12 protein-coding genes are annotated in these 12909 nt (G+C 72.4%); 4 read left to right on the forward strand and 8 right to left on the reverse strand.

Going from position 1 to position 12909, the window contains the following annotated elements:
- Positions 1-8 precede the first annotated feature (8 nt).
- Complete coding sequence (locus AB0I88_RS14895) at positions 9-1751, forward strand: glycoside hydrolase family 3 N-terminal domain-containing protein (protein WP_361023286.1); 1743 nt, start codon at positions 9-11, stop codon at positions 1749-1751.
- Between the two features lie 355 nt (positions 1752-2106).
- Here the strand turns inward: AB0I88_RS14895 and AB0I88_RS14900 are convergent, their stop codons facing one another.
- From AB0I88_RS14900 to AB0I88_RS14910, 3 genes are all read right to left on the reverse strand, one after another.
- Positions 2107-3585 carry a DHA2 family efflux MFS transporter permease subunit gene (locus tag AB0I88_RS14900; protein ID WP_361023289.1) on the reverse strand — a complete coding sequence of 493 codons (1479 nt, stop codon included), beginning with the start codon at positions 3583-3585 and terminating at the stop codon, positions 2107-2109.
- A 171-nt stretch (positions 3586-3756) separates the two neighbouring features.
- Positions 3757-4254 carry a polyadenylate-specific 3'-exoribonuclease AS gene (locus AB0I88_RS14905; RefSeq protein WP_361023292.1) on the reverse strand — a complete coding sequence of 166 codons (498 nt, stop codon included), beginning with the start codon at positions 4252-4254 and terminating at the stop codon, positions 3757-3759.
- A 64-nt stretch (positions 4255-4318) separates the two neighbouring features.
- On the reverse strand, positions 4319-5173 hold the full coding sequence (locus AB0I88_RS14910) for a phosphotransferase (protein WP_361023294.1): 855 nt from the start codon (positions 5171-5173) through the stop codon (positions 4319-4321).
- A gap of 237 nt (positions 5174-5410) precedes the next feature.
- Here AB0I88_RS14910 and AB0I88_RS14915 point away from each other — a divergent pair, with 237 nt between their 5' ends.
- Entirely contained in the window at positions 5411-6100 is a 690-nt protein-coding gene (locus AB0I88_RS14915) for a Crp/Fnr family transcriptional regulator (RefSeq protein WP_361023297.1), read from the forward strand.
- A 1-nt stretch (position 6101) separates the two neighbouring features.
- Here the strand turns inward: AB0I88_RS14915 and AB0I88_RS14920 are convergent, their stop codons facing one another.
- Entirely contained in the window at positions 6102-6767 is a 666-nt protein-coding gene (locus AB0I88_RS14920) for a lysophospholipid acyltransferase family protein (protein WP_361023380.1), read from the reverse strand.
- A gap of 142 nt (positions 6768-6909) precedes the next feature.
- On the opposite strand from AB0I88_RS14920, the gene AB0I88_RS14925 reads away from it, so the two are divergent.
- Both AB0I88_RS14925 and AB0I88_RS14930 read left to right on the forward strand, forming a co-directional pair.
- Positions 6910-7722, forward strand: coding sequence for a DUF308 domain-containing protein (locus tag AB0I88_RS14925; protein WP_361023300.1), 813 nt, complete (start codon positions 6910-6912; stop codon positions 7720-7722).
- A gap of 34 nt (positions 7723-7756) precedes the next feature.
- Entirely contained in the window at positions 7757-9172 is a 1416-nt protein-coding gene (locus AB0I88_RS14930; RefSeq protein ID WP_361023303.1) for a trehalose-6-phosphate synthase, read from the forward strand.
- Here the strand turns inward: AB0I88_RS14930 and AB0I88_RS14935 are convergent.
- The 4 genes from AB0I88_RS14935 to AB0I88_RS14950 are packed head-to-tail and all read right to left on the reverse strand — an operon-like array spanning position 9159 to position 12901.
- Entirely contained in the window at positions 9159-9923 is a 765-nt protein-coding gene (locus AB0I88_RS14935; protein ID WP_361023306.1) for an alpha/beta hydrolase, read from the reverse strand. The two genes, AB0I88_RS14930 and AB0I88_RS14935, sit on opposite strands and share 14 nt — an antisense overlap.
- On the reverse strand, positions 9920-11239 hold the full coding sequence (locus AB0I88_RS14940; protein ID WP_361023309.1) for an NAD(P)-binding domain-containing protein: 1320 nt from the start codon (positions 11237-11239) through the stop codon (positions 9920-9922). The genes AB0I88_RS14935 and AB0I88_RS14940 overlap by 4 nt, the downstream gene beginning before the upstream one ends.
- Before the next feature lie 25 nt (positions 11240-11264).
- The gene (locus AB0I88_RS14945) at positions 11265-11942 is read right to left on the reverse strand and encodes an endonuclease/exonuclease/phosphatase family protein (protein WP_361023312.1); all 678 of its coding nucleotides are present in this window, start codon (positions 11940-11942) and stop codon (positions 11265-11267) included.
- Positions 11943-11953: 11 nt separating this feature from the next.
- Positions 11954-12901 (reverse strand): ROK family glucokinase, encoded by a 948-nt coding sequence (locus AB0I88_RS14950; protein ID WP_361023315.1) that lies wholly within the window; start codon positions 12899-12901, stop codon positions 11954-11956.
- Positions 12902-12909 lie beyond the last annotated feature (8 nt).

Genomic DNA, 12909 nt, shown 5'->3' on the forward strand with positions numbered 1-12909 from the left:
GAGAGACCATGCATCCGTACCAGAATCCCGCGTCGCCGATCGAAGACCGGGTCACCGACCTGCTCGGGCGCCTCTCCCTCGCGGAGAAGGCCGGCCTGATGTTCCACACGATGATCGCGGTCAACCCGGACGGCACCATCGCCGACGGCAACCCGATGATCCCGTCCGCGTCGTACCTGCTCGGCGCGAAGCTGATCAACCACGTCAACATCCTCACGTTCGCGCCGGTGCCGCCCGCACGGCTGGCCGAGTGGCACAACCGGATCCAGGAGCTGGCCGCAGGCATCGGTCACGGCATCCCGGTCACCGTCTCCACCGATCCGCGGCACGGCGTCATCGACAATCCCGCGTCCTCCGCCGCGGCGGGCGGTTTCTCGGCCTGGCCGGAGCCGATCGGCCTGGGCGCCACCAAAGACCCTTCTCTGGTACGGGAGTTCGCCGACATCGCCCGGCAGGAGTACCTGGCCTGCGGCATCCGGGTGGCGCTGCACCCGATGGCCGACCTCGCCACCGAGCCCCGCTGGGCGCGTACCGCCGGCACCCTCGGCTCCGACGCGGACATGGTGTCGTCGCTGCTCACCGCGTACGTCCAGGGGTTGCAAGGGGAGACGCTCGGGCCGGACTCGGTGGCCGCGATGGTCAAGCACTTCCCCGGCGCCGGACCGCAGAAGGACGGCGAGGACGCCCACTTCCCCTACGGTCGGGAGCAGGTCTATCCCGGCGGCATGTGGGATTACCACCTGAAGCCGTTCGAGGCCGCCTTCGCCGCCGGGGCCGCCCAGGTCATGCCCTACTACGGCATGCCGGTCGACACCGCGTACGAGGAGGTCGGCTTCGGCTTCAACCGGGGTGTCATCGAGGGCCTGCTCCGGCAGCGGTACGGCTTCGACGGCGTGGTCTGCACCGACTGGGGCCTGGTCTCCGATGCCGAGATCATGGGCACCGACATGCCGGCCCGCGCCTGGGGTGTCGAACACCTGGACCGGCACGCCCGGATCGAGAGGATCCTCGACGCCGGCGCCGACCAGCTGGGCGGCGAACACTGCCCCGAACTGATCGTGGACCTGGTCGAGCGGGGCCGGATCAGCGAGGCCCGGATCGACGTCTCGGTCCGGCGGATCCTGCGCGACAAGTTCCGCCTGGGCCTGTTCGACGATCGCCGTCACGTCGACCCGGACCGGGCCGCCGCCGTCGCCGGGCAGCCGGCCTTCGGGGCCGCCGGACTCGAGGCGCAGCGCCGCGCGGTCGTCGTGCTGTCCTCGTCGATCCTGCCGCTCGCCGAGGGTTGCACGGTCCACCTGGACGGCGTCGACCCGGTCGTGGCCGCCGGCTACGCCAAGGTGGTCGACGATCCGGCGCTCGCCGACGTGGCGATCGTGCGGCGGGCCGCGCCCTTCGAGCCGCGCGGCGGCGGGTTCGAGGCGTTCTTCCACGCCGGCCGCCTGGAATGGACCGGCGAGGAGCTGGCGCCGGTGCTGGAGCTGACCGGAACCGTGCCGACCGTGGTGGACGTGATGCTGGACCGGCCGGCCGTGCTCACCCCACTGGCCGGGGCGGCGGCCGCGCTGACCGGCAGCTTCGGCTCGAGCGACGAGGCACTGCTGGACGTGCTGTTCGGCCGCTCCCCGGCCACCGGGACGCTGCCGTTCGAGCTGCCGTCGTCGATGGAAGCCGTGGCGGCGTCCCGGGAGGACGTCCCGAACGACACGCGGGATCCGCTGTTCCCGTACGGGCACGGCCTGCGGCTCTGAGCCCCGGCCGGCGCCGGGTCACCCGATCAGCGGTCGGGCGACCCGGCGCCACGGACCTCGACCACCGCCCGGCGCCACGGACCTCGACCACCGCCCGGCGCCACGGACCTCGACCACCGCCCGGCGCCACGGACCTCGACCACCGCCCGGCGCCACTGACCTCGACCACCGCTACAGCCCGGTGGCCGCGCCGCGGCCCGGCGGCTCTCCTGGCTCGCGTGGCTCTCCGGAACGGCCGTCGTGCTTCTGTCGGGCGGCGGCGCCCGTACCGGAAAGGGCCTGGGAAGGGCGAGCGACCGCCCGGAAGCGCGACAGCGGCAGCCGGGGTGGCTGCCGCTGAGCGTGCGGAGGAGCGTCAGTGGGCCATGGCGGGCGGGGCGTCCGGGTCGACGTCGAGCGGGCCGCTGCGGAAGAGCGCCGCCGCGACGACGGCCGCGAGGACGAAGAAGCCGGCCGACCACCAGAAGACGGTGTGGTAGCTCTCGATCGCGGCCTGCGCCTGAACCAGCGGGGACGGCTCCTTGCCGGCCATGTAGCCGGACGCGGCGGTGGCGGCGAAGGAACTGAGCAGCGCCGTGCCGATGGAACCGCCGATCTGCTGGACCGTGTTGATCATCGCGGAGGCGACTCCGGCGTCCCGGTGCTCGACGCCGGAGGTGGCGGCGTTCTGGGTGGGCGCGAAGACCAGGCCCAGGCCGAGGCCGATGATGATCAGGCCGGGCAGTACGCCGGAGACGTAGGTGGAGTCGAGTTCGAGGCGGGTCAGCAGGGTCATGCCGCCGGCCGCGATCAGGGCGCCGACCGGGACCAGCGGGCGCGGGCCCACCTTCGGCGCGAGCATCGACCCGGCGGTGGTGGCGGTGAGCATGACCGCGCCGAGCATCGGCAGGAACGCCAGGCCCGTCTCGATCGGGGTGAACCGGAGGATGCCGGCCAGGTAGTAGGTGAGGAACAGGAAGATGCCGAACATGCCGGCGCCGGCGATCGCGATGGAGGCGTAGGAGCCGCCGCGGTTGCGGTCGAGGACGACGCGCAGCGGCATCAGCGGGTGCGCCACCCGGCGCTCGATCGCCACGAACGCGATGAGCAGGACGACGCCGGCGATGATCGGGCCGAGGGTGCCGGCGCTGGTCCAGCCGTCGGACTCGGCGTTGGCCAGGCCGTAGACCAGGGCGACGAGGCCGGTGACCGCGGTGACGGTGCCGGGGACGTCGATCCGGCCGTGCGCCGGCACGGGCTCGTCACGCAGCTTGAGCACGGCGCCGGCCACGGCGATCGCGGCGATCAGCAGGTTGACGTAGAGGCACCAGCGCCAGGACACGTACTCGGTGAGGACCCCGCCGAGCAGCAGGCCGATGCCGCCGCCCGCGCCGGAGATGGCGCCGAAGACGCCGAACGCCTTGCCGCGCTCGGCCGGCTCGGTGAACGTGGTGGACAGCAGCGAGAGTGCGGCCGGGGCCAGCGCCGCACCGAAGACGCCCTGGAGGGCACGGGCCAGGATGAGCATCTCGAGCCCGTTGGCGGCGCCGCCGAGAGCCGAGGCGAGGGCGAAACCGATCAGGCCGATGAGGAACATCCGCTTGCGGCCGAGGAAGTCGGAGAGCCGGCCGCCGAGCAGCAGCAGGCTGCCGAAGGCGAGGGCGTAGCCGGTGACCACCCACTGCCGGCCGTGGTCGTCGAAGCCGAGGTCGGCCTGGGCGGTGGGTAGCGCGATGTTCACGATCGTGGCGTCCAGCACCACCATGAGCTGGGCGAGCGCCAGCACCACGAGGGCCCACCAGCGCCCTGTCTCACGTCCGGTGACCGGTGGCCGATCGATAACGGTGCTGCTCATTCGCGAGTCTTCCCCTATTGGCCGAGTTGAGATGCGTCCTCCACTTCGGCAGGCCGGCAGGGAAGTTGAAACAGGTCGGCGAGCTGATCGTGCCGCCGCTGGAGCAGATCATGGAGCGGGCCCATGCCGAGGGGACGCTCCGGGCCGTGATGCGCGAGTGCGTGCCCCGGTTCAGGCCTTCGCGGTCATAGCGTTCCACCGGGCCAGGTTGTGCCGGGCGTCGACCAGGGCGTCGTGCCGGCCGGCCATCTCCGGCAGGTGTGGGCGGCCCAGGTCGTCCCAGCGCTGCCGCAGGTCCTTGGTGAACCGTGGGATCTCCCGGGGCAGGGCCGGCATGGCGCCCCACAGTTGGGCGAGCGCGACGTGGTCGTAGGCCGCGTACCAGGCCCAGAGTTCCATCTGCTCGTTACGCCCACGGAGCGGCTCGACCAGGAACTCGTACAGCTCCTCGCGGATCCGCTCCCGGCTGCGCCAGGACCTGTCGGACGGCGACGGCAGCTTGTCCAGCACGTTGCGGCGCACCCAGGGCACGGCGCGGGAGTCGTCGAACTCGGTGCTGACCGCGTAGAACTCGCGGCCGAACTCGTCGACGACACCGATCGAGACCAGGTCGACTATCCGGCCGTCCTCGATGAACTCGCAGTCGTAGAAATAGCGGTAAACCCCCATCCGGCCTCCCCACCGCCGCCCATGAAAAGGAATGACAACCGATTCCCCTCATCCTTGCCCATAGTCATCCGGGCATGGACCCCAGGGCCACCCGCGCCGCCTCCAGGCCCCGCGGGCAGCTCCAGCGGGCCGCCCGTTCGGCGAGCACGGCCCACCGTAGCCGCAGCAGCACCGGCAGGGCGGCGTCCAGTTCGTCGGCGCTCACCGGCCCGGCGGCGCGGTAACCGTCCAGCAGCTCGGTGGCCCGCTCCGGGCCACCGGCGTAGGCGACCGCGGCGGCCACGTCGTACACCAGCGGCCCGGTGCCGCTGGCCCCGCAGTGCAGCAGCCCCGACCGCCCGGTGGCCGGATCGAGGACGAACGTCTCCGGCGCCGGATCGCCGTGCAGCACCCCGTAGGTGAGCTGGTCGGTCACGGTCAGCCGGGTGGTCGCCGCCACCGCGGCGGTCACCGCCTCGCGGAGCCAGGGCTCCACGTCGAGATGGCCCGCGCCGGGGTCCAGCAGCTGCCACGGGCGCAGGCCCGGGTGCCGGAAACCCTGCAAGGCACGGTGTACGGCGCCCAGGCGCTCGCCCCACCACTGCTGATCGACCGGATCCCGCCCGTCCAGGCAGCGGCCCGGGACGCGGCGCAGGACGGCCAGCGCCCCGAGCGGGACCGGGGCGGTGAGCGCGCCGCCGAGCGTGCGGACCGGTTCTCCGGCGTCGATCCGCCGGGCGCGCAGGTGTTCGGCGGCGAGCAGTCCGGCTTCGACGGCCTGCCGGGCGGCGGTCTCCACGAGCCGGGCCGTGTAGCGCGCGGCCCCCGCGGCGAACTCCCAGCCGCGCGACAGCAGGGTGGCCGGAACCTCGGTCAGCCCGGTCGGGTCGAGGTGCCACTGGTCGCGCAGGGTAGATCGAAGAAAGTCGTCATCCGGCACTGCGGGATTATCTCGGCACAAGCCACCAAAGCGACGGACAACATGGGCGACGGTCACTGTACGAGATTGACGGTTTACAGAACGCTACTGAAGGGACATGATCGTACGAGGTGAGCTTCGATGTCCGTTTTGAAAATGGCGTTCGAGGCACGCTTCGTGCTAAGAGTGATCGTTCGCGTCGTGGGGCCGACGCCGGCTCATGATCGACGCGGTCCCGACCGGGGGAGGGATAGCGCCGTGGACCATCGCTTGCCGGAGTCCGGCGACGCGCTCACCGGGGTGGACATGTTCGCCGGGCTCGAGCCGGAGGTCCGGCACCGAGTCGTGGCCGCGGCGGTCCCACGCCACTACCGCAAGGGCCAGATCCTCTTCGTGGAGCACGACCCCGGCGACTCGCTGATCATCATGAAGCGGGGCGCCGTCGCCGTCTTCCGGACCGCGCCGACCGGTGAGCGCGCCGTCCTCACCGTGGTCCGCCCGCCCGACGTGCTCGGCGAGGTGTCCCTGCTCGACGCGTCGACCCGCAGCGCCTCCGCCGAGGCCATCGAGGACTCGCAGGCACTGTCGCTGTCCCGGGTCGCCTTCATGGAACTGGTCCACTCCAACCCGCGCATCCTGGACGCGGTGATGCGCTCGGTCGGCGGCCTGATCCGCCGGCTCACCGAGCAGAACGCGGATCACGTCTTCCTCGACCTGCCCGGCCGGGTGGCCAAGACCCTGGTCCGGCTCTCCGGGGAGAGCCAGGCGCCGATGATCACGATCGAGCTCAACCAGAGCCAGCTCGCCGAGATGGCCGGCGGCTCCCGGCAGAGCGTCAACCAGGCGATCGGCTCCTTCGCGAGCCGGGGATGGCTGCGCACCGAGGGCCGGCGCATCGTCGTCACCGATGTGCAGGCCCTGCGCCGCCGGGCGGGGATGACCGGCTGACCTATTTTCGCGTGGACGCGTAGACGTCGACGTACTCGCGGCCCGAGAGGGTCATCAGCTCGTACATGATCTCGTCGGTGATGGCGCGTTCGACGAACCGGTCGCCGCGCTGGTCCGCGTACCGGGAGAAGTCGAGCGGCTTGCCGATCCGGATCCGCACGCGCTTCACCGAGGGGATGAGCGTGCCGGTCGGCTGGATCTCGTCGGTGTTCAGCAGCGCCACCGGCACGACCGGGGCGCCGCTCTCCAGGGCGAGCCGGGCCACGCCGGTCTTGCCGCGGTAGAGCCGCCCGTCGGGCGAGCGGGTGCCCTCGGGGTAGATGCCGGCGATGTTGCCCTCGCGCAGGACCCGCAGGAGCGTGTTCAGCGCCGCCTGGGCGGCCTCGCCACCCGAACGGTCCACCGGGATCGTGCCGGCGCCGGTGAAGAACATCCGGGAGAACCAGCCCTTGATCCCCTTGCCGGTGAAGTATTCGGCCTTGGCGACGAAGGTCACTTTCCGATTCACGATCAGCGGGGTGAAGATCGAGTCCGAGAACGAGAGGTGGTTGCAGGCGAGGATGACCGGCCCGGACCGGGGCACGTTCTTCAGGCCCTCCACCTTGGGGCGGAAGACGAGCCTCAGGATCGGTCCGAGGACCACCAACTTCAGCAGCCAGTAGAACACTGACGTCCTTTCCACGGGTGCCACCGCGCGTCCGGGGCGACAGGAAGCGTACGAAGCGGGGACGGCGCGCCACAACGCACTCCCGTAACAGGTACCTGGCGTGTCACCATTCAAGGCACGGTCGGCAAGGGGGTGTGCATCGGTGACAGCGGGTGGCGCCCGTCGTGGGCGGCGCGACAACGGGCTCGACGCCGCCGACTACGCGGTGGCGGGAGACGTGGATCCACGGATCGGCGAGCATCTGCTCGACGTCCTGGCGGCCGGAGGGATCGCGGCGTACCTGCAGCCCACCGCGGATCTGAACCCGATCCTGCGAGCCACCACCCTGCCCGCACGGCCGATCGACCGGCTCTACGTCGACCGCACCCGGCTGGACACCGCCAAGGAGCACCTGCAGAAGGTGACCGGCGGCACGCCGCCCACCCCGCCCGCCCCACCGGCGCCGGCGCCGTCCGACCCGCGCCCCCAGTCGGAGGTGGACGAGGAGTGGGCGAAGATCATCGCGGGCTTCCACACCACCGTCGACCCCGGGGCCGCCCCGTGGCCGGCCGCCGAGGACACCCCGCCGTCACCGGCCCGGCCGGTCACCGAGGAGGGCCCGCCGCAGCCGCACAACCGCCGGCGCACCGATCAGCCCTCGCCGCCGCCCGAGCCGTCGATCCTCTACGGACTCGACACCTTCGGCGACGACCTGCCCGCTGAGGACGACGAGGACGAGCGTTACGTCCCGCCCCCTCCCCCACCCCTGCCGCACATCTCGAAGTACGCGGTGATGGGCCTGCTGGGCGTCACGATCGGCTTCGTGCTGTTCCTCTTCCCCCATCTCGTCCCGATCGACCCCAACCTGGTGCAGGTGTTCGGGTTCGCGGCGATCATCGGCGGGGCGGTCACCCTGGTCTGGCGGCTGCGCTCCGGCGACGACGACGACGAATTCGACGACGGCGCCGTCGTATAGACAGATATTGGTGTTTACCCCGTAACCTACGGTGATGCGCCAGAGTTCGCTCGTCGTCATCGCCAACCGCCTGCCCCTGGATGACAACGCCGCCCCGGACGGCGCCTGCGAGTGGCGCCGAAGCCCAGGCGGGCTGGCCAGCGCCCTGCACGCGATCCTCGAACAGTCCCCGGCGACCTGGGTCGGCTGGGCCGGCGGCGTCGGTGCGGCCCCGGCCCTGCCGGACATCGGCAGCCTGCGGTTACAACCCGTGGCACTGAGCGCCGAGGAGCTGCGCGGCTACTACGAGGGGTTCGCCAACTCGACCCTGTGGCCGCTCTACCACGACGCGGTGCAGCAGCCCACCTTCGACCGGGGGTGGTGGGAGACGTACCGGTCGGTCAACCGGCGGTTCGCCGAGGCCGCCGCGCAGGTCGCCGACCGGGGCGCCGCCGTCTGGGTCCAGGACTACCACCTCCAGCTGGTCCCGGCGATGCTGCGGGAGCTGCGGCCCGACCTGCTGATCGGGTTCTTCATGCACGTGCCGTTCCCGCCGCCCGAGCTGTACATGCAGCTGCCCCGGCGTACCGAGCTGCTGCGCGGGATGCTCGGCGCCGATCTGGTCGGCTTCCAGCGCGAACAGGCCGCCCACAACGTCGCCCAGCTCGCCAAGAAACTGCTCGGCGCGGTGGCCACCGACGACGCCATCACGGTCGGCGGGCGGATCGTGCGCACCGGCGCGTTCCCCGTCTCCATCGACGTCGCCGAGATGCGGGCGCTGGCCTCCCGGCCCGACGTGGTGAGCCAGGCCGGACAACTGCGGCACAGCCTCGGCGAGCCGAAACGGGTGCTGCTCAGCGTCGACCGGCTCGACTACACGAAAGGCATCGAGCACCGGCTCACGGCGTACAGCGAGTTGCTGCGGGACGGGTTCGTGAAAGTGCGGGACACCGTGATGGTGCAGGTGGCGGTGCCCAGCCGGGAGCGGGTGGAGAGCTATCGGGGGCTGCGGGACCGGATCGAGGGCGAGGTCGGCCGGATCAACGGCGAGTACGGCCGGGTCGGTGAGCCGGCCATCCACTACCTGAACCAGCCGTTCTCCCGCTCCCAGCTGGCCGCGCTCTACCAGACCGCGGACGTCATGGTGGTGACCCCGCTGCGGGACGGGATGAACCTGGTCGCCAAGGAGTTCGTGGCGGCCCGTGAGGACGGCGCCGGGGCGCTGGTGCTCAGCGAGTTCGCCGGGGCGGCCGCCGAGCTGGAAGGCGCCTTCCTGGTGAACCCGCACGACGTGGACGGGCTGAAAGCCACCCTGCTGCAGGCCATGGAGGCGGACGCCGCCGACCTCGCGGCCCGGATGTCGGCGATGCGCCGGCACATCGCCGAACACGACATCAGAGCCTGGGCACGGGCCTACCTGACCGCCCTCGACCACAGCGGCCGGCTGGCCGAGCGGCTCACAGCTCCTTGAGCAGCCAGTCCAGGACGGCGTCGATCGGCTCGGCCCAGCCGGCCTCCAACATCAGGTAGTGGCCCATGCCGGGAAAGAGCAGCGGCGCGCCGCCGTAGCGGGCGGCCGCCCGGTCCAGGGCCGCGCGCGGCACCACCGGGTCGTCCGGGCTGCCGACCACCAGCACGGGCGGCCCGCCGACCGGGTCCGGCAGGTCGGCGCGGGCGAACAGGTCGGCCCGCGGGCGGGCGCCGATCCGCTCCAGGTGGGCGGCGGCCTCCTCGGCCGGAACGCTCGCGCCGAACAACTGCCGCGCGGAGAACCGCAGGCGGCCGCCCACCAGCGCCGGCACGGTCCCGGCCGGGTTGTTGCGCAGCGCCGCGCCGAGCGCCGCCCAGCCGTCCAGCACCGGCGCCACCAGGACGGCCGCGCGCGCCGGGTAGCGGCCCAGCGCCCGGGCCACCACACGGGCGCCGGTGCCGTGCCCGATCAGCACCGTCCGGCGCGGCAGCGACGCCGCTACCTGCACCACGTCGTGCGCCTGGGCACGCAGGTCGCCGCCCGCACGCGGGGTGACGGCGTGGGCCGGGAAGCCACGGGACGCGGCGTGCCCGAGCCAGTGCTCGGCGAACGGCCGGGCGCCGTGGCCGAGGCCGGGCACGAACAGCAGCGGCGGCCGGCCGTCGTCGTCGTCCGGCAGCAGGGAGACGACCTCACGCTCGGCCGGTGGAACCGGATCGGCCCAGTCCTCGAAGCGCAGCACCCGGCTCATTTCACGCCCTCCAAGCGGTCCAGAAGGCTCTCCACCGTCCGCAGGTAGCCGACGTGGTCCACCTCGAACCAGTGCCGCCGCGTGGGGACGGTCCGGCGGCGCGACCACGACGCCAGCGGCCGCAGCGACTCCTCCCGCTGCACGGCCGTGGCCCGCTCCGGGTCGGTGGCGCGCAACCGCAGCCAGCGGGCCACCGCCACGCTCTGCCAGTGCGCCAGCGGGAACAGCCCGGCGTCCGGCTGGACGAGACCGACCACCGCGAGCGTCGGGTGTTTCCGGGCGAAGACGTGCAGGTGCAGGTCGGGGCGGCCGCGCTCGTCGCAGTCCAGCAGCTCGGGGGCGAGGAAGTCGAAACGGGGCCGGTAACCGGTGGCGGTGATCACCAGTTGCGGCTCGATCCGGCGGCCGTCGGCCAGTTCCACGGCCTTGCCGTCGTAGCGGGACACGTCCGGCACCGCCTCGATCCGGCCGTGCCGCACGTACTCCGGGAGCAGGCCGTTGACGACCGGGTGGCTCTCGAACGGGCCGTGCTCCGGCGCCGGGACGCCCCAGCGGGTCAGGTCGGCGGCGTTACGACGGTAGCGCCACTGCCGCAGCCAGGCCGGGCCCTTGCGGTGGTGCACCTGGTCGGCGGGGCGGTCGCCGATGTACTTAGGGCCGTACCAGTAGCCGCGCCGGGTGGAGTGCCACACCCGCTCGGCGTGCTGGGCCGCCTCGACCGCGATGTCGCAGCCGGTGTTGCCGCCGCCGATCACCAGAACCCGCTTGTCACGCAGCCGGGACGGGTCCTTGTACGCCCTGGCGTGGATCACCTGCCCACTGAACTCGCCGGGGATCTCCGGGCTGACCGGCGCCCAGTTGTGACCGTTGGCGATCACCACGGCCGCGTACCGCTGGACCCGGGACGAGCCGCCGCCGGTGGAGTTGATGGTGACGTCCCAGCGGCCGTCGCCAGCCGGGACGATGGAGGCGACCTCCATGCCGTACCAGATGTGGTCGCCGAGGCCGAAATGCTTCGCGTACCGCTCCAGGTACTCCAGGACACGGCTGTGGTGCGGGTAGTCGGGCCAGGTGTCCGGCATCGGGAAGTCGGGGAACTCGGTGAGCGGCCGGGAGGTGACCAGGTGGGTTCCCGCGTACACCGGGCTGCGGTCGTGCCGCCAGTTCCAGGCGCCGCCGACCGACGTCTCACGCTCGTAGCAGTCGACGGCGAAGCCCAGCTCACGCAGGTTCTTGATGGCGGTCAGGCCGCTGGCTCCGGCGCCGACGACGCACACCGCGCCGGCACGGTCGCCGAGGTCAGGGGAGTCTTGCACCCGGCGATCCTCGCAGACCCGAAGGCTAGGAGGAAGGGAGCAGAAGGTCCGCGACGATCGGTAAATGATCACTGGCGACGCGTGTCCGCTCAGCCGAGATGATCTCGTAACGTTCGATGGAGACGCCGGGCGTGACGAACAGCCCGTCGATGCGCCGGCTGGGCGCCGCGGCCGGGAAGGTGGGCAGGTTGTCGGCCGAGCCGAGCAGGCCGTCCTCGACCGTCCGCCAGGCGCCGCCGCCCGGCCCCTCGTTCAGGTCGGCGGCCACGATCACCGGGCCGTCCAGCCGGTCCAGCTCGGCCTTCCAGCACGCCGCCTGCGACGGGCGCTCGGCCGGGTCGGTGGCCAGGTGCGACCCGGACACCGTGAAGGTGGCGCCGCGGACCGCGCCCTCGGCGAACACCGCCCCGCGCAGATGGCGGCCCGGGGTCAGCGGGTAGCGCATGCACCAGCTCCGCCGGATCGCCACCCGCAGGCTCACCAGCAGCAGGTTGCCCAGCGAGGGCAGGCCGCCGGCGGCCACCACCAGACCGGTCTCCGACGCGAGCTGCGCGCATTTCTGCCGCCACCGGAACCGGCGCGGCGCCTCCTGCACGACGAGGACGTCCGGGGCCAGGTCGCGCACCAGGCCGGCCAGCGCCGCCCGGTCGTCCCGCAACCCGTGGACGTTGTAGCTGACCACCCGCAGCGGAACCCCGGACATCCTCCGCCGCCTCAGGCGTGTCGCGCCAGGTCGGCCGCGCCGACCACGCCGGCCGCGTTGCCCATCAGGGCGGCCCGCACCTCGGCCACCGGGAACCGGTCACGGTTCGCGAGCTGATCCCGGTACGCCCGTTCGATCGGCCCCATCAGCAGCGACCCGGCGTCGATCACGCCCCCGCCGATGATCATGACCTGCGGGTCCAGGCTCTGCGCGAGGTCCGCCAGAGCCACCCCGAGCCAGTAGCCGACCTGGGCGAAAGCGTCCATCGCGACGCCGTCGCCGGCCTGCGCCGCCTCGGTGATCTGCCGTCCGGTGATCGCCAGCGCGTCGCCTCCGGCCAGCTCCAGCAGCTTGGCGGCCCGCTCCGGCTCCTGCCGCGCCCCGGCCCGGCCGAACCGGACCAGCGCGTTGCCGCTCGCGTACTGCTCCAGGCAGCCGAGACGGCCGCAGCCGCACGGGTGCCCGTCCGGAACCGACTGGATGTGGCCCAACTCGGCGGCGATGCCGTGGGCGCCACGCCAGAGGTTGCCGTTCACCACGATCGCACCGCCGATGCCGGTGCCCACAGTGATCATCACCATCGACTCGGCGTGGGTGGCGGCGCCGAACCGGAACTCCGCCCAGGCGGCGACGTTCGCGTCGTTGTCCAGCACGACCGGCAGCCCGGTGGACTCGCTCACATACGCCTGCAGCGGCTCGTTCCGCCAGGCCAGGTTGGGTGCGAACAGCACCGTCGACCCGGCCGCGTCGATCCAGGCCGCGGCGCCGATCCCGATCGCCTTCGCGTCCGGGTACTGCTCCGCCAGCTCGGCGGCCACCTCGACGATCGTGTCCCGGGTACCGGCGGGGTCGTCCGCCGGTGTCGGCCTGCGGTTCGACGCGAGCACGTTGCCCTGCTCGTCGACCACGCCACCGGCGACCTTGGTGCCGCCGACGTCGATTCCGATGGTCAGCGTCACGCTGCCCG

Source organism: Actinoplanes sp. NPDC049802 (genome assembly GCF_040656595.1).
Lineage (GTDB): Bacteria > Actinomycetota > Actinomycetes > Mycobacteriales > Micromonosporaceae > Actinoplanes.